The following is a 22,463-nucleotide window of genomic DNA, read 5'->3' on the forward strand; positions in this document are numbered from 1 at the left end:
AATGGTAGTGTGGCTCCGGCCATGTGAGAGTAGGTCATCGTCAGCTCCCTATTCCTAAAAAGCCCCCTTCTACGTGAGTAGAAGGGGGCTTTTTTATGCGTGAGCTGCTATTGGCTTTGGTTCTAGTAAGCGGCTTTTGACTCAATAACAAGTTTAAGCATCCAAAATGATTTGACTTATATCATTATAACTGCTAATTTTAAATAGTAATATTTATTACAGGTCTATAAAAGGATGTTTTAGGCTTGTAGCGTCATAAATGATTTGACGAGATAAATACTAAGTTTGTCTTTGACTTTTATTCTTACAGTTATCAAAAGGAATTGATAATGAAGTTAGCTCCTCTTTTTTCGATTGGTGCATTAGCTGCCGCGAGTCTTTTTGGTTGTTCAAATCAATCTGCGGATAGTACCGATGGTGTGTCAGCAAATTCTCAAGAAACCACTGTTCTACGTTTTTCTCATTTTTGGCCTGCAACCTCCTCAATCAGTACAGAAGTCTTTGAGCCATGGGCCAAGCAAATCGAAACTGATTCTGATGGCCGATTAAAAGTTGAGCTATACCCTTCAGCAGGTCTTGCAAAAGCTGACGTGACCTATGAGTCCGCTGCTAAAGGTACCATAGATATTGGCTCACAAGCGCATGGTTATACCAATGGACGTTTTCCATTAACGCAGATCACTGAGCTTCCAGGTTTGTCTAATTCTGCCACACAGATGGGCTGTATGCTACAAACCCTCTATGATGACGGCACCTTGGCCGGTGAGTATGAAGACTCACATCTCCTCTTTATGTATGGTGCTGGACCTGGCTCTTTGCACACGACCGATAAGCTAATACGCACGCCAGCAGATATGAAGGGCATGCGTATTCGTCGTCCTTCTGCGGTCGCTGGTGATATCATAGAAAGTGCTGGAGCCTCGCCTGTGGGTCTGCCTGCCAATGATATGTATACTTCTTTACAGCGCGGTGTCGTTGATGGTCTGAGCTTTCCGTGGGAAGCTGTGACAGCTTTTAAAATAGACGAAATCACCAAATATCATACCAATATTCCTTTTTATAGCTCTGCCCTGATGGTCACGATGAATAAGGACAAATACGACGCCCTGCCTGATGATTTAAAACAAGTTCTTGATAAGAACTCAGGCATGGCGCTTGCCAGAAAGGTAGGTGAAGTATTTGATAAACATGACGATATGGCAATAAAAGCGGCCCAAGCTAAAGGCGATGAGATTGTGGAGATTCCAGATCCATTAAATGATCCGGATTGGCGAGGCCCATTATTAGAAGGCACAAAGAAATATCTCAAAGATGTAAATGCTTTGGGCCTAGATGCAGATAGTGTTTACGAAAAAGCCAAAGCCGCCAGCGCCGCCTGCAAGGTCTAACCTAAAGGAGTCGCCGCATGGCCTACTTGGTCAAAATCAGTACCTTCATCTCACGGCTATGTCAGCTCATCGGTGGTATCAGTCTGATCATCATCGTTTTGACCACCATGCTAGATGTTACCGCCCGTTATATCTTCAAGCTCACCGGTGGTGAGTTTGGTTTCACTGTCAAAGGCAGCGTCGAGATTGTTTCTTATTTTATGCTGTTTGCGCTATTAGCTGCCTTTGCCGCTTTTGTCGAACGCTCACAAATCATTGTTGATGTTTTCACCCAAAAGATGCCCAAGTCTATCAAAGGTTATATGATGGGCGTCTTTATGCTGGGGTTCTTTGTCATCGGTATCGTCTTTGCTTGGGGGCTGTTTGAGAGCGCCGTTGATGCTATCGAGTTTGGCAAAGTCACCCAAGATTTGCGGATTTCAATGATGCCCATTTACCTTGTCAGCGCCTTTTTAAGTGCTTTGCTGGCCATTCGATCCTTGATCGAGTCCATCAATATCTTTAAGACAGGCGAGTTTTTTGACGCTGAGGAGACAGGCGCATGAGTCCAGAAATCGTTGGAGCCATCGGCTTAATCGTCATGATCCTACTCGTCGTTTTACGAGTACCCGTTGCCCTTGCTATGCTTGGCGTTGGTCTGGTCGGCTTTGGCGCTGTGACGGCACCGAGTGGCGCTGTACAAATGCTCAAAGACCTCCCCGTCGACGTTTTAGCCAAATATGACTTTAGTGCCATTCCATTATTTATTTTGATGGGTGTCTTTGCCACTCATTCTGGTATGGCAGGCAAATTGTTTGAAGCAACCCGCACCATCTTTGGCGGTGTCAGGGGCAGTTTGGGAATCGCCGGTATCGGCTCATCGGGTATCTTTGCCTCAATCTCGGGATCATCGTTAGCGACCGCCTCTACCATGACCAAAGTGGCCTTACCACAAATGGAGAAGTATGGCTATCAGCCAGGCTTTGCCTGCGGCATTTTAGCGGCTGGTGGTACGCTTGGGATTATGATTCCGCCCAGTATTGCCTTACTGGTTTATGCCATTTTGACCCAGCAGTCGGTCGGTGACATGTTTATTGCAGGATTTTTGCCCGGTATGCTAGGCATGGTCATGTATTCGATCACTGTCATGATCATGGTGCGCTGGAAACCACACTTGGCGCAGCGCGGTGAATCTACCTCATGGAAAGCCAAGCTGATAGCGTTGACAGGACTCATTCCCTTTAGCTTTATCTTTATCGTTATTATCGCTGGTATTTTCTTTGGGTTGTTTACCCCAACGGAAGGCGCTGCCGTCGGGGCGTTCGTTTCTTGGGCTTATGCGTTTGCCAAAGGCATGCGTATGAAGGGACTGAAGCAGTCGTTGATTGAAACCTTAGCATTATCTGCAGTGGTGTTTTTTATGCTACTAGGTGCAGAGGCGCTGGGCTACTTTATCTCAGTCTCTAGATTGTCATATACCTTAGCGAGCTGGATTGGTACCTTGGCAGTGAGTCCAATGGTGGTACTGATTTGTATTTTGATCATGTACTTTTTATTAGGGCTGTTTATGGATGCCTTGGCGATGCTGGTCATCACCATTCCGGTAGTGTATCCGATCATCGTAGCCTTAGGTTTTGATCCGGTATGGTTTGGTATCATCGCGGTACTGACGGTAGAGCTTGGGTTGATTACGCCGCCGATGGGCATGAACATCTTTGTGATTAAGGCGATGGCTCCGCATATTAAGCTGTCCGATATGTTTCGAGGGGTAGCGCCGTTTATTGTCTCCGATGTGATTCGCTTGGTGATTTTGGTGGCGTTCCCTGCGATTTCTCTGGTACTGCTAGCATAAAGGGCGGCGGCTGAGGGACAAGGTAGGCAAAAACCATCTAGAAGGACAACGCTATCTTTTTCAAATAATAGTCTAAACGGTAACTGTGTTTAAGTGGCCATATTGTTTATAAAGCAATATGGCTTTTCTTGTTGTAATAATTGAACGATAACGCTCGCTATCGATGCCAGCGCTAGTCATAAAAGTGCCATATATCTTCTGGTAGCGCCTTGTTACAATAAACTCTACCATGGAGCCTGACAAGTGAGAGCCTTTTATTATGGCAGTTGATTTTAGTAATACGTTGATTGTAGCGGTCTCTGCGACGGCGCTGTTTGATTTAACGGAGTCTGAGAGCTATTTGTCACAGTTATTAGCGCAGCATCCTGATACAGCCATTAAGGCGTTTCGCGATTATATGACAGAGCGCGAAAACGATCCTTTGAGCATTGGCGCAGGCTATCCTCTGATAAAAGCGCTGCTAAACCTGAACAGGTACTGTCAGGCTGACAGTCAAGAAACTGAGCTAGAAGCGCCGCTGGTTGAGGTGGTTATCGTCTCAAAAAGCAGCCCTGATACTGGTATTCAGGTTCTCAATGCCATTCGTGAGCATGGCCTCAATATTTCTCGATCGGCTTTTATCTCAGGCAGCCCGGTGGCGCCTTATATCGATGATTTTAATGTGGACTTGTTTTTGACCACCAATCGCGAGGACGCTCAGCAAGTTGCCGATGCCAATATTTGTGCGTGTGCCATCTTGGATGCGACGCCTGTCAATACTTATGAGCTGGATACTCAGCAGCTGCGCATTGCTTTTGATGGTGATGCGGTGCTCTTTGATGACTCAGGTGAGCTGCTTTATAAGCAAAAAGGGCTACGCGCCTTTCATGACCGTGAAGCCAAAATGCGGGATTTGCCGATAGAGAAGGGGCCATATGCCGAGTTCTTGATTAAGCTCTCAAACCTGCAAGAGCGTCTGCCGGCGGGGCTTAGTTACTCTCCGGTAAAAATCGCTCTGGTCACCGCTCGCAACGCCCCTGCCGATCTGCGGGCTATCAAAACATTGCGAGAATGGGGCGTCAATGTCGATATGGCGTTTTTTTTGGGTGGACTAGAAAAGACAGCGGTGCTCAGAACCTTTGCGCCGCATATCTTTTTTGATGATTCAATCCAGCATATCGATGCAGCGCGCCGTTTTATCCCAACGGCTTTGGTGCCTTATCATTCAGCCTCGTTGCTACACGGTGATAGCTATTTGGCCGCTGATAAAGAAAACAGTCTGCTATTTATACCAGTTCCACGTTGACATACAATGTATCTGTTTAATTTAGAATCAACTATAGCGTAAGCATTAAATACAAGGCATAGAGTCAAGGGCAGGTCACGATATGAATGGGCAGCAGTTATTTTCTCTCATCATGACACGGGTCAAACAAGTCATCGGACTATATGCTTTTGTGCTGATGCCGATGTGGGGGATGTTTTTTTTAAATGAAACGGTCTTTTTTGGCATCTGGAATGTGTTTGGTATTGTACCGCGCGCCTTAGATGTGGGTAGCATGATAGGGGTAGTCGCTTCATGGACAATGCATGGCAACTTTTCTCACTTATTGAGCAATACCATTACGTTGTTGCAGATTTTATTTTTGTTTGGCTTGTTTGAAAAAAATGCCTATCGTACGGTGATTAAGCTGGTGATTGCCTCAGGGCTGGTCACTTGGGTCATCGGTTCGCCGTCTTCTATTCATATCGGCGCATCGGGGCTATGCTTTGCCATGATTGGGTATATGATCGGCGGCGCGGTATTTGCCAGACGTTGGGGCTACCTGCTCGCTTGTATTGTCATGGGTACAGGCTATTGGCTGATTATCAAGCAAGGTTTGATGCCGCAGCAAGGCATTTCATTTGCCGCGCATTTCGGCGGCTTGTGCGCCGGTCTGCTATTGGGTGCCAACTCCAAACATACCTATCAGGTAGGCTCTATACGCTAAACATGGTAGAGGCGTTATGGATTACTATCTGTGCAAACACGGATAAATAAAGAATCCGCTTTGGTCAATGGGTGCCATGTGCTGGTTTGCTGCACATGCTCATCAAGTGATAGGGTGCTGCCTGCTTTTGGCAATATATAATCTGCACGCGCAGGCGCCGCGCAATCGATGACTTGCGGGATTTTTTGTACGCTTCTACGTCTTTCAAACAAATAAAGAGTGACTAAGCGCATATCCGCATTGTCTACTTGGGCACGAGCATTTTTGATATCTGCAGCGATAAAACGCAGTATTTGCGGCTTGGCATAAGACCAAGGCCGGAACCAAGTGCGACTCTCTGCTGTTTTGACCACCTCTACGCCCGCGGGCAACTTGCTGACTTGCTGAGAATACCAGTTGTATTCTTGGTGAATTTGGAAGGTAAAAATGCCAACCGCTGCAAAGAGTGGCACCAGCCACTTTGGTGCGCGTTTGCCCGACAGTTTACTGAGGTGAGTTATGATCAGTGCCAGTCCAGCCATACCAAACGCTGCGGCCATAGTGGCAATAAACTCAAAAAGCATAAAATCCTCCTTAATGGGTTAGGGCGGTTTGCGTTTTATTTAGGCAAAAATAAATCTGGCAACCATCCAAGACTTATTCTTCACCTAAAGGGATAAAAAAATCACTCACAAGCAGCGCCTGCCTGTGAGTGACACTTTACATATGATATCTATAATCATTCCAAGAAAAAAAGTGACGTTCAACATTTATCCTTTTAGCGTGGTTTGATTATAGAGCCAACATGGCTCGTACGCCTAGTGGTCGATGGCACCGCCAGCGCCGCGCGGAGAGCGAACACTTTCAACCAGCTCTTGGATGTGCAGCGGTGGCGCTTTTGTCGAATAAGAAACGATAAAGGCGACCGCAAAGTTAATCAGCGCGCCAATGGCCCCAAACGACAGCGGTGAGATACCAAACAACCAGTACTCTGCGGTATCGGGGAAGTTGGCAGTACCACTGATAAAGAACCAGCCTTTAAAGACAAAGATATATACCAAGGTCGTGATAAGGCCGGCGAGCATCCCAAAGATTGCGCCCAGATTATTGATGCGTTTTGAGAAGATACCCATCATTAGCGCGGGGAACAATGAGGCGCCAGCGATACCAAAGGCCAAGGCCACCACCTGTGCGGCAAACCCTGGCGGATTTAGGCCAAGCCACGTTGCCACTACAATTGCAATCGCCATAGAGATTCGAGCAACTTGTAGCTCTCCTTTATCAGTGATGTTTGGGTTGAGGTTTCGTTTGATTAAGTCGTGACTAATGGCAGATGAGATGGCCAACAACAATCCTGCCGCGGTCGATAGCGCGGCTGCCAAACCACCAGCAGCGATAAGACCGATCACCCAAGGTGGCAGCTGAGCAATCTCTGGGTTGGCCAAGACTAAGATATCGTTATTGACATCCAGCTCATTACCCGCCCAACCTGCTTCAGCAAAGCGTCCATCAAGCTCTTGATCGTGAGCGGCTTGCGCCTTGGCGACTTCTGCCGTAGCAGCAGTGACATCGCCACCTTCTGCTTGCGCGGCCACTAATGCAAGTTTTGCCTCACCAAGACCGCTATCGAAGTAGCGTTGAATACGGCCATCATTATTTAAGTCATTATATTTAATAAGACCCGTATCTTCCCATGTGCGCATCCAGTCAGGACGCTGCTCATAAGGCAGTGCCGGCTGATCAACGCCTTGTGGATAGATGGTGTCGTTTAAGTTCAAACGGGCCATGGCACCCACCGCCGGCGCGGTAAAGTATAGCAATGAGATAAAGACCAACGTCCAGCCAGCTGTCCAGCGCGCATCAGCGACTTTTGGTACGGTAAAGAAGCGAATGATAACGTGAGGTAGGCCTGCTGTACCAATCATAAGTGATAGCGTAAACAGTACCATGTTAAGCTTATTTGGCACATCAGCAGTATAAGCAGTAAAACCAAGATCAGTGACCACCTGATCAAGCTTGGTCAAAATAGGCACGCCGGACTCAGCATGCGTAGAAAAAAGACCCAAACCTGGAATAGGGTTGCCGGTCAGCTCAAGCGAGATAAAGACAGCCGGAATGGTATAGGCAATCATCAAGACGATGTACTGAGCGACCTGTGTATAGGTAATGCCCTTCATACCGCCTAGTACTGCGTAGAAAAACACCACCACCGCGGCAATGATAAGACCTGTGTCATTCTCTACTTCCAAAAAGCGAGAGAAAGCAACACCTGCACCAGTCATCTGTCCGATAACATAGGTGGTCGATGCCACAATCAGACAAACCACCGCAATCATCGCCGCTGTCTTGGAATAAAAGCGATCGGAGATAAAGTCTGGTACTGTAAACTTCCCAAACTTACGTAAATAAGGCGCTAACAGCATGGCCAGTAAGACATAACCCCCTGTCCAGCCCATCAGATAGGTGGAGGCACCGTAGCCACCCGCGGCCAAAAGACCTGCCATCGAGATAAATGACGCGGCACTCATCCAGTCAGCAGCAGTCGCCATACCATTGACGACAGGATGAACGCCGCCGCCTGCCACATAAAATTCACTGGTGGTCCCAGCACGAGCCCAAATCGCAATGCCGAAATACAGCGCAAAGGATAGACCCACAAAAATAATGTTAATCACATACTGACTCATGATCTATTCCTCATCTACGCCATATTGTTTGTCCAGCTTATTCATACGCCAAGCGTAGAAAAAAATTAAGACGATAAAAACCCCGATAGAACCTTGCTGGGCAAACCAAAAGCCCAAATCAGTACCACCGATTTTTATACCTGCCAAAAGAGGACGTAAGAGAATAGCAAAGCCATACGAGCATAATGCCCAAATGATAAGGCTGCCTAAAATGAGACGGACATTAGCACGCCAATAGCCGGATGGATCGTTGTGGTTTTCCATAGGACAACTCCTTTTGTCTTACCTAAAATATCATGATTGATCTCAGTCTCGTCAGTCTGATAAAGACATCTGACAAGCACGCACTGACGATCAGATAACGCGAGTGCTGATTTAGCATGATGACTATTTGCCAAGATCGCTGTATTTAAGAGCGCTATAACAAACAATATTTGAGGAAGAAAGGAGGGGGCAGACCATCCACTGTCTTTGATTACCGTCTCGTCTTCCTGACAAGCGTCTTAAAGTTTTTAGTGTGCCAAACAATCATGACAATAAGTGAATATTCAATAAGTCACAATGCCTATAAAATTTAGTCTATCACTTTCAAGTCTGCGTCACTGCAAACAAATCGGCATAAACCAAAAATCCTGCATAACCATTAGTAATAAAAACCTGATAGGTGGATGACAGTATGTAAAAACCATCACCGCTGGCTTACTTTCTGCAGTAAATTGTTTACTTTTATCATTCTATAGGATGGGAGGAGCCTGCAGTATTTATTTTAAAAATAAATATCTTGAACCGATAAGTAAACGTGATGGTTGTGGCGCACCGAATCTCTATAAAATGCACAGCAGATTTGACGACTGAGCATGGTATGCTGGTTTTAATGGCGTTTATTTGATATAAAACGCAAAAAATAAGCAAGTTTTAAAAAATATTCACGAGGAGTTGATATGAGTGAAGGGATAGTAGGGTGGTTTAACAGCCTCGTAAATTATGGTGTCAGTATTATCTGGGGGAACAACGATTGGTTGATTGCCAGTAACCCTTGGTATGGTCTGCTGATGTTTGTACTGATTGGCGCAGGTCTGTATTTTACTGTCGTGACACGTTTTATTCAGTTTCGCCACTTTGGTCATATGTGGAAGCTATTGCGCGTCTCTAACCAAGGACGCAAAAATGGCGGTATCAGCTCATTTGAAGCATTGATGACGTCGCTGGCGGCGCGTGTGGGTACGGGTAACTTGGCAGGGGTTGCGATTGCGATTTATCTCGGTGGGCCAGGTGCAGTGTTTTGGATGTGGATGACCGCGCTGGTTGGTATGTCGACCAGCTTTATCGAGTCGACGCTCGCCCAAGCATACAAAGTCCCTCACAATGACAATGTGTACCGCGGCGGACCGGCCTACTATATCGAAAAAGGCTTGGGTAAACGCTGGCTTGCGATATTTTTCTCACTGTGTCTGCTCGTGGCCTTTGGTCTTGCTTTCAATGGCGTACAGTCCAACACCATCGCACAAGCGACCAATGAAGCCTTTGGCGTGCCAACATGGATGACAGGCCTTGTATTGGTGGCACTGGTCGCGCCTGTGGTGTTTGGAGGGTTGCGCTCGGTGGCTCGTATCGCGGGCAAAATCGTCCCTATCATGGCGATTTTGTATATTTTATTGGCACTGTTTATTATCATCACCAACTTTAGCCAATTCCCAGCTGCCATCGCCTTGATCGTAAAATCAGCTTTCGGATTTGAGCAAGCGGCGGGCGGGGTCATCGGTTATGGTATCGCTCAGGCTATGATCAACGGTATCAAACGCGGACTGTTTTCTAACGAGGCAGGCATGGGGTCGGCACCCAATGCGGCAGCTACGGCTAAAAGCCATCCTGACCATCCCGCGGTGCAAGGGTTTATGCAAATGCTCGGCGTGTTTATGGATACGCTGGTGATCTGTACCGCAACGGCTTCTATTATCATTTTGTCAGGCGTGGTCGACCCCAATGTCGAGCAAGAAGGCATTCAGCTGACGCAGCTGGCGTTGTCGCAGTACGTGGGTGATTTGGGTATTATCTTTGTCGCCATTGCCATTTTCTTCTTTTCTTTTACTTCCATCATTGCCAACTACAGCTATGGCGAGTCGAACCTTGAGTTTATCTCAGGCGCCAAAAACGCCAAAGTGATGATCATGATATTCCGCTTTATGGTATTGGGAATGGTGTTTATTGGTGCTATCGCCAGCTTGCCTGCGATTTGGAACTTTGCGGATTTATCCATGGGTATGATGGCACTCGTCAACTTGGTGGCTATTTTGCTCTTGTCTCCTGTGGCGCTACGCATACTGCGTGACTACGAGCGTCAAATCAAAGAAGGCAAATCAGGTACACAAATCAAATTTGACCCTGATGATTTTGTCAAACTAAAAGACGAAGCCAACCGTGACGCTTGGACAGATTAAGATGGGTTGTCGCGTCATTTAATTGAGGCATTGAATGTATAAGTATTAAAAAACCGCCCTTATAAACTAAGGGCGGTTTTTTATTGCTCAGCGGTGAGCAGATGACTGCTCAAGGCTCTTCAACACCATTACATGTTTGGATAGTTGGGGCCACCGCCGCCTTCTGGCGTGACCCAAGTGATGTTTTGTGATGGATCTTTGATATCACAAGTCTTACAGTGTACGCAGTTTTGCGCGTTGATGACGAATTTTGCGCCTTCGGCATCCTTGACCACTTCATAGACGCCCGCTGGGCAGTACAAACGCGCAGGCTCGGCATAGAGAGGCAGGTTGATCGATACTGGCACCGTTGGGTCAGTGAGCTTAAGATGTGTTGGCTGATCTTCTGCGTGGTTGGTATTAGAGATAAATACCGATGACAGCTTATCAAATACCAGTTTACCATCTGGTTTTAGGTAGGTCGGCTGATAGGCATGGTTGGCACGCTCTAGCTGATCATAGTCAGGGATGTTGTCATGCAGGGTCAGTGGCATTTTACCTTTTAATAGATTGTGCTCGATAAAGGTAAAGGCGCCGCCCATAAACAGACCCATGCGATGTATCGCAGGGGAGAAGTTGCGTGACTCATAGTTGTCTTGATATAACCACGACTCTTTATACATAGTGGTATAAGCCACCACTTCGTCGTGCTGGCGGTCAGCTTGCAGCGCCTCAAAAATCGCCTCAGCCGCGAGCATGCCTGATTTCATCGAGGTGTGCGTGCCTTTGATTTTGGCTGGGTTTAAGAAACCAGCATCGTCACCGACCAACACGCCGCCTGGGAAGGTGAATTTTGGTAGAGAGTTTAAGCCACCTTTGGTCAGGGCGCGCGCACCATAGGAAATACGCTTGCCGCCTTCTAAGACGTTTTTGATAACAGGGTGCGTCTTTAAGCGCTGCATTTCATCAAATGGCGACATGTATGGGTTGTGATAAGACAAATCTGCCACCAAACCAAAGCTGACTTGGTTGTTTTCGTCGAAGTACAGCCACCAGCCACCCGTCGAGCCAGTTTCGGTCAATGGCCAGCCAAGACCGTGCATGACCACGCCTTGCTCATGTTTTTCAGGTGCCACTTCCCACAGCTCTTTTAGACCGATACCATAATGCTGAGGATCAGCGTCTTTATCGAGACTAAAACGGCTGATTAAACGTTTACCCAAGTGACCGCGGCTACCTTCAGCAAAGATGGTGTATTTGGCCAGTAGCTCATAGCCTGGCTCAAAGCTTGGCTTGGCCTCGCCGCCAGCCGCCACACCCATATCGCCTGTCAAAATACCACGCACTGAGCCGTCATCATTATATAAGATATCGGCGGCAGAGAAGCCTGGGAACATCATCACTTCTAGCTCTTCTGCCTGTACGGCAAGCCAGCGCACCACATTGCCTAGCGAGACGATATAGTTGCCATCGTTGTGCATCGGTGCTGGGATTAAAGGGTCAGGTACTTTGGTCGAGCGCGTGGCTGAATTGAGATAATAAAAACGATCTTCGGTCGCAGGTACGTTGAGCGGGGCACCTTTTTCTTTCCAGTCAGGGATGAGCTCATTGAGCGCGCGTGGCTCGATGACTGCACCAGATAAGGTATGAGCGCCAAACTCAGAGCCTTTTTCGACCACACAAACCATAAACTCATCATTGCCCGCCTCAATGGCAAGCTGACGCAGACGAATAGCCGCAGACAAGCCTGCAGGACCACCGCCGACGATGATGACATCAAACTCCATAGACTCGCGTTCTATCTCAGGCTCTGCAGCCACGCTTTGTGCTTGCACGTCTTGCTCGACCGTATCTGTCGCTACCGTATCGCCATCAACGACTGGCTTTTGATTGTCTTGCTCTTGCATACCTACTCCTAAACTTATGGTGGCTTATCTCAGGGCATCATTAGCTTAACAATTAAATAATAGACTTGTGGCGCTAACGTCACTCGACATATGGCTGCCCGATAAAAACTGTCTGCGCCGTATCAATAACAATGAGCTGGGCTCTTTGCGATAACTATTTATGCAAAGATATCAACGCTTTAAAAAACGCCTCATTGATACAGCACCCACTTAACCATGTAAATAAAAACACGTAAATGAAAAATCGTTACTCATTATAAAAGAAAAGTCCTACAAACACGATACGCATTTGTGAGTATCGATGTTAAGGTAAAATTAAAATAATGACCTAATTATGATGAGAAAATGACAATAAAGATTCATCATACCTGAAACTAAAATTTATAGTCATGATAGATTTTCCAAACTTTGCATACTAGATAGGAAATCATAAGATGGATAGCAACAACAAGCAAGCCAATAAACACCAAGACGATACGCCGCAAGCCCCAAATGACGTGCCATCAGCCCTAAATAGTATGGACGCATTGAGCCAATATCTAAAGACCACTGCTGGGGCGCGCGAGGGGCGAGCCATACCGCCATTGGAGCGCTGGCATCCTGAGCAAGTGACGGATATGGATTTGGTAATTAAGGCAAATGGCGAGTGGTGGCATGAAGGCGGGCAAATGACCAGAGAGTCACTGGTGAATCTGTTTGCCACGATTTTGTGGAAAGAAGAAAACCAGGGCAAAACAGAATACTTTTTAAAGACGCCTGTACAAAAAATTCGTATTCAAGTTGAAGATGCGCCGTTATTGATCAACGATGTGGGTATCGTCGAGGAGGCAGGCCTGCGCTGGTTGGAGTTTACCACCACCACAGGCGATGTCATTCGCTTAGATGACGAGCACAAAATCGTATTAAAGGCGTATAATCCTAATATACCAGACAAGCATGCCGAGAGTCAGCCTCATAGCGACCATGCTCAGGCCAGCAGCGCTCAAGCTAATAATGCGCAAAACGCCAAAGACCAGAAGCAACATGCAGTGGAGCAGCAGATACGTCCGTATATGCACGTCAGACAGGGCTTGATGGCGCTGATCGGCCGCAATACGTTTTATCATTTGGCTGAAATTGGTGAGCTGACAGAACAAAACGGCGAGACGATACTGACCTTACAAAGTGGCGGGCAAAGCTATCAATTATCGATGCCTTAAGGTATCAATTTTTTAAAGACTAATTTTTAAAGACTAATGCTTTTTTAAGCCATCAAAGGCTTAAGCTCTTGCTACTTTGCAGCAAAAACAATAAATAGCAAAGCGCGACAGGATATGTGTAGCAGTTTGATTGACTACCAACAAGTCACGCAATTAGCAGTATAAAGATACCGATATGACCAAAAAAACGACAGTACAGCCATGAAGGGTATGAGCAAAAATAACGCACTAAGCGTGGATAGGTCGCATCCTGAGGCTGTGCTAGCCAAACATATGAAGACAGCGGCTATCTGGCAGGCTGCTGCTCATGAGATGACAGCTGAGGCAACGACTTATCAGACCGACCCAAACGCACCGATAGGCTTGTTTGACTCGGGGGTAGGCGGTCTGTCTGTGTATCTGCATCTGGCCGAGCAGCTGCCTGCTGAGCGCTATGTCTATTATGCAGATACGCTACATGTCCCTTATGGCAACCGCGACAGTACCGATATCGAGAGGCTGACATTAAGAGCGGTCGAGTGGTTGTATCAGCAAGGCTGCAAACTTATCGTTATCGCTTGCAACAGTGCTTCTGCCTATGCGCTAGAGACGGCTAGGCGTTGTTACCCGCAGCTGCCTATTGTGGGATTGGTGCCAGCATTAAAACCGGCGGTACTGGCCAGCAATACCCATCGCGTGGCGGTGCTGGCGACCAAGGCGACCTTAAATGGTGCGTTACTAAACAAGGTTATCGATGCGTTTGCCCTGCCCAATAATATAGAGGTGACTAAGTACTTTGACCCCCTACTAGTGCCATGGGTAGAGGCGGGCATGCCAGAGGAGGACGAGACCGCGCGGCGTTTACGTCAGCAGCTTACGGTCTTTGCGCAATCTGGTATCGATCAGTTGGTCCTTGGATGCACGCATTATCCGTTTTTTAAGGGTTTTTTGTTGGAAGAAATTGCGCGCCAGCAGTTATCGATACAGGTGGTGGACTCAGGACAGGCGATTGCAGAGCGGGTCAAGCAGTTGCTACTGAGCAATCAGCTATTGGCAAGTGCTAATATTAATAGCGATGGCAATAGCCATATCAATGGTGATTGCAATGATGATGGCGAGCATGACAACAACGCTCACCGAGCGATAGCGACAAACCATCAAATATTGCCTAATATTCGACTGCCGTTGACTTTTTATGCTAGCAAATATGACGATACGTTGGGCGCTTTGATAAAACAATTGGTCGGACAAGAGACCGTTTTGCAATACGCTTCTAAATAAGTGCTATCATGGTTTTTCTGATCAGCGGTTTGAGTGTCAGGCGCGCCTATATGACGATGAAACTGCTATGGTCGAAATAAAATAATTCCATTTCTATAAGTTTATGCTAGTCTGTGCAAAACAAGATGTTTGTGCTCTATTTTGTCTGCTCGTTACTTATGTCATGACTGAAGCTTAGAGGTGATTGTGCCAAACCGTCGCTATCATATCCACGTCATATGCGCTGATAATGATCAATTGCTGGTATTGGACAACCTAGCGATATTTTTTCAGGCGCGCGCTTTTTTGACTTATGATGTGTCAAGCCAACTGTCGAAGGCATCGTTATATGGGCGCCAATGCATCGACTCCTGCGACTATGCGTTGATGGTAATCGGTGATAGCTACGGTACCGTACAAAAAACCGGCGTCAGTCAAATGCATTTGAGCTATCTAAATGCCAAAGCCAAGCTCAAGCCTCTACTGGTCTTAATCAAAAACCAGCCGCCAGACAGCGCCATCAGCCGCCAGTTACAAGAATTTATCAACGCAGTGACCAAGCAAGACAATCGCATATACTACTATGACAGTGCTGATGAAATCGAAAGCCTGCTGGTACAAGCCTATTACACCATCATTGCTGCGCATAAAGTCACGAGCGGCTGGATAAAGGCCAGTGACGAGGTCATTGAGTTTAGCAAACAAGCCACTACGCAAAAAACCGCAGAGCGGCTGTCCGCCAAAAAAGCCATCAACCGAAACAGCTTGATCCAACATAATCTTGCCTACCCTCATGAGCAGCCCAAAGCCAGCTTTGCAGAAGATAGTGTCAGTAAACCCATCGTTTTGACAGAGTCCTTTGAGATCTCTTATAGTGCGCAAGCCTATGCAGGGGGTAACCTGACAGATGTGACACGGCCGATGACGCTGACATGGCAAGAGGTGCTGATTGCCTTATCAAAAATTCCCTCGACGTTCTCTAGCTATGGTCTACAAACCGCCATCAACCGACTGATAGCATCAAAAGCTGAAGCAGACGTCAAGCAAGACATGCCAGATGTCCATGCGGTTGCGCGCTGTCAGATATCACAAGACGACTTAAACGTCTTGCAGCGTCAGCTGGTCAGTGCCAATTGGATACAGCTGACCACATATGGCACACGGGTATCGCAGGAGCTATGGAAGCTGACTTTTTATGCAAAAAACTTGCTAAAAAACACCTCATCTCAGTCTTAATCGCCTTTTTTACATTCTTCTCTTCTTTGGTAACTTATTTTTCTTAGCAGTCCTCTAGTGATAGCTGTCTCGAGCAGATATACCGCAAGCATCTGCGCGCGCGACTACGTTTTGTAATACAAAGCATACGTGGCAGAGGTTGTGAATCTGAGCAGGACTGGTGATAATAAGAGTCATGAGTCAGCGCACGTTCAGTCGACAGTCGAATGCCATGAACGAAATGACTAAAGAACAAAATCACTAAAACGATAACACATCATACAATAGCGCTGAGATACGTATCATTGACGATCACTGGATAATTAAGGAGAGTAGACATGAGCAACTCTAAATATGATGAACGAAACCATGAAATCGACGGCTTAGAAAAGGCCATGCATGATGCCGATCAGTTTCGCACCCTAGAAGAGCAAGTTGCCGATATGAAACGCCGCGGCATTGACCCTAGCCAAGCCTACAAAGACTTGGATAGAAAAGAAGAAGATGCGGATTGGGGTGATGAAACATGGAAAGAAAATGGCAAATGGGAGCCAAAAACCCCTGCTGACCTAGACGACAAGGCACGGGAAAACTGGGATGGCGACAATGGTAAGCCCAATCCGCCGCCTATCGTATAACGCCGCGTCACTATAATCAAAGGATCAAAACGTAGGTTTGTCAAAAAGACAACGCTAAAGACTTATCTGTTAAATGTACCGTCCTAAAGGTCTCGTCCTAAAACACATAAAAAGGCCACGCTAGCTATAGCGTGGCTTTTTTGCTATCAGAGGGAGCGCGATAAAACCTAGCGGTTATGAGCCTTCATCAATACGTACCAGCTTGATAGTACCGTCGCTGCCGATCACGCGGCGATAGCGCGGGTTGCTAGACGTAGAGGGCTGCGGCGACTGAGAGTAAGCGCTTGGCGCGGTGGTCTGCTGCTGGATCAATTGTCCCATACGATCGGCGGGTGCTGGGTTTAGGGATTGGCTATTGGTGGGCTGAGAGTATGAGTGACCATACGAGCGCGGGCTTGGGGCCGCACTGCCAATAATAGCACGATAAAATTTTTGCCCTGCACGGCCATCAGCAGGGAAGATACCGCGGCTGGTCTGGTATTGCTGAATAGCCGTACGAGTGTTGTCACCGATGATGCCGTCGACGCCGCCAATATCATAGCCAGCATCGAGCAGTGCTTGCTGAATGTCTTTGGCTTGTTGGCGGCTGATACCTGGGTCATCTGTGGGCCACGCAGTGATAAAGTCCGTCTTGCTGCTGTCTTCGCGCGTGATCAGATCTGACAAGTGCGCGATGGCCAATGCGTAGTTTTCTGACGCGTTATACGAGTAAAAGGTATCAAAGTTTTTACCAACCAAAAACGCCGGCCCTTCTATACCAGCTGGTAATAGCAGTCCTGCACTACTCAAATCATAGGGCAGCGGGCTACCATTTGCCAATGTCAGACCTTGGCTGCGCCAGTGACTCATGGATTTTTTGTTTTTACGATTGGACGCCGCCCAGTAGCCATCAGGGAGTTTGACTTCATAACCCCACGGCTCCCCTGTACGATAGCCACGGTTGTCCAAAAAGTTGGCGGTAGAGGCTAGCGCATCAGGGACGCTATTGACGAGGTCGCGACGACCATCGCCATCAAAGTCGACGGCCAGCTCCAAAAAGGTGCTCGGCATAAACTGCGTCTGCCCAAAGGCGCCCGCCCACGAGCCTGTCATGTCGTTTGGTGCAATATCACCGCGTTGGACGATTTTGAGCGCATTGGCAAACTCCCCCTGAAAGTAGCTTTGGCGACGATCAAAGCAGGAGAGAGTCGCTAAGGATTCAAATAGCGGTTTTTTACCTAGTGTCTGACCAAAGTTGGACTCCACGCCCCAAACGCCAAGGACGTGATCGGCTTTTACGCCATAGCGCGATTCAATTTGGCGCAGCGTATCACGCCATTGGTGCTTGGCACGAATACCATCTTCGACGCGCTCTTTGTCCACCAGCGCCGAGAGATAGTCCCAGACATCTTTTTGAAACTCGGGCTGATAGTTAAGTGACTGAATAACGCTCGGATCAGGCTGAGCTGGGCGATAGTTGTTGAAGGTAAAGCTGTCTACGCCGCGAAACTTACTAGAGCCTTTTAGCCTATCTAGACACTGCTGAAACTCGCTATTGGACAAGTCTGGCGCTGGTGGTTTGGCCGCTTGGGCAGTGCTGGCAAAGCTCAGACCAATAGCCGCAGCCAGCATGGATAGGGTCGAAAGAGGAGTCAAACGCATGAGAATATCCTATAAACATCAAAATTATTATGAGAAGTGGCTGAGACGTGATGATAAGTAATGGTTATAAATAAGAGCGAGCAATAAAACAGCATAAAGTGCAAAACCGTCATATTTACTTAGAGTAACCAATCTGCATAATAAAGAAAAGCGGTCGCAGCACCCTGTTACTATAAATTGACGCAGGCGTGAGGTTACAAGTGGCTTTTGCTGCGTGTCAAGCTTCTAAAGGATGTCGCTACGACTCTAAAACCTTATCCAGTTCTTTAATAAAACGACGAATACGCTCTGCATTTTTGCCCAAATCGCTGCCACCAATTCGTGATTTACTACGAATATCGACCAGCCGCTTGCTACCTGCATCAGTGATACGTATCACCACATCGTCCTGAAAACCAAACCAAGGCGTCGTATCTGTCGCCTCTACAATACCGGTGTCTGCGTCTATCACCACCAGCTCCCAGCCCAGATTGCTGGCGGTTTGTTCGCAGGCTGTGAGCAGCGTAGATTTGGATTGTGGGTAGCTTAATGTGCTCAAGTCAGGATAGGCGATGCGCTGCTGTGCTGCGCTCTCGGTGCCAGAGTATGTCGCAGGGTTTGGCGCGTCAGCCCGCAAAGGAATGATGGCCACAAATTTAGGCGGGTTGGTAAGGTCGGTTGAAATATCATGAATGGGGGGTACGCTTTTGGCTTTGTGCAGTATGGTGAGTGGTATGAGGATCGCGCTGGTCGCTAGCAGCATAGTGATGACAGTGGTGCGAAAGCTAAGCGTGTGGCGTTTGAATAACGCTTGTAATAGCAACATGATCAGTGCCGCACCGCCTGCGAGCATCGCCAAGCTAAATCCGGCAAAGGCGGTACCCAAATCCACGACGCCATATTTATATAATGGCCCTGGCAGTACGACCAATAACAAACCCATCAGGCTGACGAAGCTGATAAAAATTTTCATCAAATCTCTCTATGATTGTCTATTGCTGTGAGTAGCCAGCCATGCTCTGTGACAGATAGATCAGGCATAGAGCCGATAGTAGCAGAGGTGTTTCTACTTCATCAATCTGATAATACTGTCCATAATACTGCTGAATGCTTGCTTCATCTACTGAGAAGGGCGGTCCGTCTTTTTTATCTTGATCATAAATAAGCGTGAGTAATAACTGCGACCCATAGCGTAAAGGTGCGTCCTGCCAGCTGACCTTTAGCCGAATGATGCACCCGTGATGGCGCGTCAGTTAATTGACCATATATTCGCTAAACTCTTTACGCAGTTTGGCAAGTTTGGGCGGGATGGCAAAGTTGCAGTAGGCTTGGCCTGGGTTTCTATTAAAAAAGTCTTGGTGCGACTCTTCAGCCTTATAAAACGTCATAGCAGGATGGACTTCTGTGACGACGTTGACGCCCATATCGCGCAGTTTGTTGATGGTGCGATCGACGGTTGGTTTTTGCTCATCGTCTGTATAGAACACCACGCTACGATATTGACTGCCGACATCATTGCCTTGACGATCTTTGGTTGTGGGGTCGTGAGTGGCAAAAAACACATCAAGTATCACCTCCAGAGGGACAACAGTGTCATCAAAATCGACTTTGATAACCTCCACATGACCTGTAGTGCCGCTACAGACGGCCTCATAGTTGGCCGATACTGCGTCGCCGCCCATATAGCCTGAGGTCACGGACGCTACCCCTTTTACGGACAAAAAGACCGATTCGGTGCACCAAAAGCAGCCACCGCCTAAGATAATGGTTTGCATAATTTTTCCTATTATTATAAAGAGATGATCAGGTTATATAATCACTTCACTCTAAAAGTGACATAGCGCTACTGGTGTAAATGTTGGTCGCAGATGGTCGTGTTTCAACTTTCAACGACCTGCTTAAAGACTCTATCAACTCAATGATACGGTTGGTTTAACGACTGCTTCAATCATTAATTGATTGCCCTTAGCATGACCTATTTAGCTTAGCAGGGCATCTGATGGCGATAAGTAACAAACAGTAATGTTATAATGGGCTTTTGCTATTATCAAAACGAGTCGCCCCATGAGCCAATCCAATCCTGCCACTATCAAGCATGACACTTTATTTACCACACCTCTCGATAAAGCGGCGCGCTTTTCTTTTGATGAGCAGGTGGTGGCGTGTTTTCCAGATATGATTCGCCGTAGTGTACCAGGTTATGGGCAGGTGCTGGCGATGTTGCCTATTTTTGCTCGGCGTCATTGCAAGTACCGTCAGCAAGGCGATGATGGCCGCCGTGTCAGCCGTGTGTATGATTTGGGGTGCTCACTTGGTGCGGCTAGCATGGCGCTGGCTGGGGAGTTTGCGCCGCAGGATTTACAGATTAAAGCGATAGATATCTCGCCTGCGATGACCACAAAAGCGGCGACTGTGCTCAATGATAACTATCCTGAGCACGATATCGAAGTCGTCACCGCCGATATCCGCGATGTGACACTTGAGCCATGCGATATGGTGATTTTAAATTTAACGCTACAGTTTTTGCCAGCCGCCGATAGAGTGGCAGTGTTAGAGAATATCTATAACGCACTGAGCGAGGGCGGTATATTGGTGTTGACTGAAAAAACCCATGCGTTTGATGAGCAGTATGATGCGTGGCTGGTTGAGCGCTATTATGACTTTAAGCGCGCTAATGGCTATACCGAGATGGAAATCAGCGGCAAGCGTAATGCGCTAGAAAACGTCCTTATCACCGATACCTTAGACGGGCACCATCAGCGTTTGGATAAGGTGGGTTTTGCACGGCATCTGACGTGGTTTCAGTTTTTGAACTTTGTCTCGATTGTGGCGTTTAAATAGCCTTTCTTTGAGGACGCAATTTTTAACCTTACTTTTTGATCCACATGGTAATTCGCTTTTATGCTTAATGACACTATCTTGCGCGCCGAACGTGAGCTGTATTTGACCTTGCTAACACTTGCGCAGCAGCAGCCGACGGCTTATGAGTGGCTGACCCAGTTGCCAACATGGCTGGGTGCCATCAAAGACAAAGCCAACTATGCGCACGCGCCGGCTTATCAGGCGTCGGTGGCGCGTTTGCCAGAATTGGTCGTCAATGCTGCCCATCTAAACACTGATGTATTGACCATTGAGGCAAATCTGAGTGACTCGCAGCGCAAGCAAACAACGGCGCTGTTAAAGCAGCTGATGCCATGGCGCAAAGGGCCGTTTCAGATCGGTGGTCAAATCGGCGATGATGCGTCAGGTATCAAGATCGATACCGAGTGGCACAGTGATTGGAAATGGCAGCGAGTTGCGCCGCATTTGGGCACCTTAAAAGGACGGCGCGTGCTCGATGTCGGCGGCGGCTCTGGGTATCATGGCTGGCGTATGGCAGGGGCTGGCGCGGAGACGGTCATTATCATCGATCCCTCCTGCTTGTTTTATCATCAGTTTATGGCGATTCGGCATTTTGTCGGCGCGGCTGATAGTTATAAAACGCATTATATCCCCGTCCCACTCGAAGCCTTACCTGAGCACAGTCAGCTATTTGATACGGTGTTTAGTATGGGAGTGCTCTATCATCGCCAGTCACCCTTTGAGCATTTGCAACAGCTAAAGGGGCAGCTGGTCAAAGGCGGCGAGCTGGTGCTTGAGACGTTAGTAATCGAAGGCGATGCCAATACTGTACTGGTGCCGCATGACCGCTACGCGCAGATGAATAATGTGTACTTTTTACCCTCTGTCGCAGCGTTAATCGGCTGGCTTGAAAAAGCAGGGTTTACAGACGTGCGCTGCGTCGATGTGGCCATGACCTCGACCAATGAGCAGCGCCAAACCGAATGGATGACGTATCACTCCCTAGCAGATTTTTTAGATCCTAATGACCGAACAAAGACTGTAGAAGGCTATCCTGCCCCGATGCGCGCGACCATTATTGCCAAAAAATAGCACAGTAAAACAGTGCAGTGTTTAGTCGCTGTTTAACCGCTTCGAACCCATTTGGATGACTGTCGGTTGAATTGAGGATATGCCCTAGAGCATTGGTTAGATCAACCATCTCTCAAAGGCGACCTCTAATAAGAGCTTGAGTAAAAAGCCCACAAACCCAGCACCCAGTGCCAAAAAGATCCAAAACGTCCCAGCGCGTCCAGCCTCAGATTTTTTAGAGATGTCCCACATAATAAAAAATAAAAAGGCGATAAATATTGGTAGTAAGACGTACAATCCCCAGCTGGTGATGGTACTAGCAGCAATAGCAAACATAAAATAGTCCTATAAAGTGGTGACGCGTTGTCTGATTGTCTTTATTATTTTATCGTCTGGATGATGACAGGCGACTCGGCTCCGATGGGACGTATTGCTTCACTACAGCAAGACAGCAATACAAA

The 22,463-nt window shown here is 47.5% G+C and carries 21 protein-coding genes; 12 read left to right on the plus strand and 9 right to left on the minus strand.

Annotated features, from left to right (window positions below; all coding sequences use genetic code 11):
* Positions 1–329 precede the first annotated feature (329 nt).
* The 5 genes from J3491_RS08230 to J3491_RS08250 all read left to right on the plus strand — a co-directional run bounded on the left by J3491_RS08230 (position 330) and on the right by J3491_RS08250 (position 5,189).
* Complete coding sequence (locus tag J3491_RS08230) at positions 330–1,388, plus strand: TRAP transporter substrate-binding protein (protein WP_207969807.1); 1,059 nt, start codon at positions 330–332, stop codon at positions 1,386–1,388.
* 17 nt (positions 1,389–1,405) lie between these two features.
* Positions 1,406–1,933, plus strand: a complete 528-nt coding sequence (locus J3491_RS08235) for a TRAP transporter small permease (RefSeq protein WP_100748984.1) — start codon at positions 1,406–1,408, stop codon at positions 1,931–1,933.
* Positions 1,930–3,219, plus strand: a complete 1,290-nt coding sequence (locus J3491_RS08240) for a TRAP transporter large permease (protein ID WP_100748985.1) — start codon at positions 1,930–1,932, stop codon at positions 3,217–3,219. Before J3491_RS08235 ends, J3491_RS08240 begins: the two co-directional genes overlap by 4 nt.
* Positions 3,220–3,478: 259 nt before the next feature.
* Positions 3,479–4,504 (plus strand): 5'-nucleotidase, encoded by a 1,026-nt coding sequence (locus tag J3491_RS08245; protein WP_207969808.1) that lies wholly within the window; start codon positions 3,479–3,481, stop codon positions 4,502–4,504.
* An 82-nt stretch (positions 4,505–4,586) separates the two neighbouring features.
* A complete protein-coding gene (locus tag J3491_RS08250) occupies positions 4,587–5,189 on the plus strand; it encodes a rhomboid family intramembrane serine protease (RefSeq protein WP_207969809.1) in 603 nt (200 codons plus the stop codon).
* Positions 5,190–5,203: 14 nt separating this feature from the next.
* On the opposite strand, the gene J3491_RS08255 is transcribed toward J3491_RS08250, so the two are convergent.
* The 3 genes from J3491_RS08255 to J3491_RS08265 all read right to left on the minus strand — a co-directional run bounded on the left by J3491_RS08255 (position 5,204) and on the right by J3491_RS08265 (position 8,119).
* Complete coding sequence (locus J3491_RS08255; RefSeq protein WP_207969810.1) at positions 5,204–5,752, minus strand: hypothetical protein; 549 nt, start codon at positions 5,750–5,752, stop codon at positions 5,204–5,206.
* A gap of 234 nt (positions 5,753–5,986) precedes the next feature.
* The gene (locus tag J3491_RS08260) at positions 5,987–7,855 is read right to left on the minus strand and encodes a sodium:solute symporter family protein (protein WP_207969811.1); all 1,869 of its coding nucleotides are present in this window, start codon (positions 7,853–7,855) and stop codon (positions 5,987–5,989) included.
* Between the two features lie 3 nt (positions 7,856–7,858).
* The gene (locus J3491_RS08265; RefSeq protein WP_100748990.1) at positions 7,859–8,119 is read right to left on the minus strand and encodes a DUF4212 domain-containing protein; all 261 of its coding nucleotides are present in this window, start codon (positions 8,117–8,119) and stop codon (positions 7,859–7,861) included.
* Between the two features lie 677 nt (positions 8,120–8,796).
* Here J3491_RS08265 and J3491_RS08270 point away from each other — a divergent pair.
* Positions 8,797–10,293 carry an alanine/glycine:cation symporter family protein gene (locus J3491_RS08270; protein WP_075102512.1) on the plus strand — a complete coding sequence of 499 codons (1,497 nt, stop codon included), beginning with the start codon at positions 8,797–8,799 and terminating at the stop codon, positions 10,291–10,293.
* A 128-nt stretch (positions 10,294–10,421) separates the two neighbouring features.
* Here J3491_RS08270 and J3491_RS08275 read toward each other — a convergent pair whose 3' ends face one another.
* Positions 10,422–12,059 carry an electron transfer flavoprotein-ubiquinone oxidoreductase gene (locus J3491_RS08275; protein ID WP_207969835.1) on the minus strand — a complete coding sequence of 546 codons (1,638 nt, stop codon included), beginning with the start codon at positions 12,057–12,059 and terminating at the stop codon, positions 10,422–10,424.
* A 554-nt stretch (positions 12,060–12,613) separates the two neighbouring features.
* On the opposite strand from J3491_RS08275, the gene J3491_RS08280 reads away from it, so the two are divergent.
* The 4 genes from J3491_RS08280 (at position 12,614) to J3491_RS08295 (ending at position 16,470) form a co-directional block, all read left to right on the plus strand.
* A complete protein-coding gene (locus tag J3491_RS08280; RefSeq protein ID WP_207969812.1) occupies positions 12,614–13,378 on the plus strand; it encodes a DUF1285 domain-containing protein in 765 nt (254 codons plus the stop codon).
* A 210-nt stretch (positions 13,379–13,588) separates the two neighbouring features.
* Complete coding sequence (gene murI, locus J3491_RS08285; RefSeq protein ID WP_207969813.1) at positions 13,589–14,638, plus strand: glutamate racemase; 1,050 nt, start codon at positions 13,589–13,591, stop codon at positions 14,636–14,638.
* 186 nt (positions 14,639–14,824) lie between these two features.
* The gene (locus tag J3491_RS08290) at positions 14,825–15,853 is read left to right on the plus strand and encodes a DUF4062 domain-containing protein (RefSeq protein WP_207969814.1); all 1,029 of its coding nucleotides are present in this window, start codon (positions 14,825–14,827) and stop codon (positions 15,851–15,853) included.
* A 317-nt stretch (positions 15,854–16,170) separates the two neighbouring features.
* Complete coding sequence (locus tag J3491_RS08295) at positions 16,171–16,470, plus strand: hypothetical protein (protein WP_075102515.1); 300 nt, start codon at positions 16,171–16,173, stop codon at positions 16,468–16,470.
* Positions 16,471–16,644: 174 nt separating this feature from the next.
* On the opposite strand, the gene J3491_RS08300 is transcribed toward J3491_RS08295, so the two are convergent.
* The 4 genes from J3491_RS08300 to msrA all read right to left on the minus strand — a co-directional run bounded on the left by J3491_RS08300 (position 16,645) and on the right by msrA (position 19,865).
* On the minus strand, positions 16,645–18,111 hold the full coding sequence (locus tag J3491_RS08300) for a lytic murein transglycosylase (protein ID WP_207969815.1): 1,467 nt from the start codon (positions 18,109–18,111) through the stop codon (positions 16,645–16,647).
* Between the two features lie 238 nt (positions 18,112–18,349).
* Positions 18,350–19,063, minus strand: coding sequence for a DUF1499 domain-containing protein (locus J3491_RS08305; RefSeq protein ID WP_207969816.1), 714 nt, complete (start codon positions 19,061–19,063; stop codon positions 18,350–18,352).
* Between the two features lie 19 nt (positions 19,064–19,082).
* Positions 19,083–19,343: a hypothetical protein gene (locus J3491_RS08310; protein ID WP_083608642.1), complete on the minus strand. Its 261-nt coding sequence runs from the start codon at positions 19,341–19,343 to the stop codon at positions 19,083–19,085.
* Positions 19,344–19,865, minus strand: coding sequence for a peptide-methionine (S)-S-oxide reductase MsrA (msrA, locus tag J3491_RS08315; RefSeq protein WP_075102518.1), 522 nt, complete (start codon positions 19,863–19,865; stop codon positions 19,344–19,346).
* Between the two features lie 289 nt (positions 19,866–20,154).
* Here msrA and cmoA point away from each other — a divergent pair, with 289 nt between their 5' ends.
* Both cmoA and cmoB read left to right on the plus strand, forming a co-directional pair.
* Positions 20,155–20,931, plus strand: a complete 777-nt coding sequence (gene cmoA / locus J3491_RS08320; RefSeq protein ID WP_075102519.1) for a carboxy-S-adenosyl-L-methionine synthase CmoA — start codon at positions 20,155–20,157, stop codon at positions 20,929–20,931.
* A 60-nt stretch (positions 20,932–20,991) separates the two neighbouring features.
* Positions 20,992–22,023, plus strand: coding sequence for a tRNA 5-methoxyuridine(34)/uridine 5-oxyacetic acid(34) synthase CmoB (cmoB, locus tag J3491_RS08325; protein WP_207969817.1), 1,032 nt, complete (start codon positions 20,992–20,994; stop codon positions 22,021–22,023).
* 96 nt (positions 22,024–22,119) lie between these two features.
* Here the strand turns inward: cmoB and J3491_RS08330 are convergent, their stop codons facing one another.
* Positions 22,120–22,338 (minus strand): DUF2788 domain-containing protein, encoded by a 219-nt coding sequence (locus J3491_RS08330; protein WP_075102521.1) that lies wholly within the window; start codon positions 22,336–22,338, stop codon positions 22,120–22,122.
* Positions 22,339–22,463 lie beyond the last annotated feature (125 nt).

Origin of the sequence: Psychrobacter halodurans (assembly GCF_017498075.1) — a bacterium.
GTDB classification, from domain to species: Bacteria; Pseudomonadota; Gammaproteobacteria; order Pseudomonadales; family Moraxellaceae; genus Psychrobacter; species Psychrobacter celer.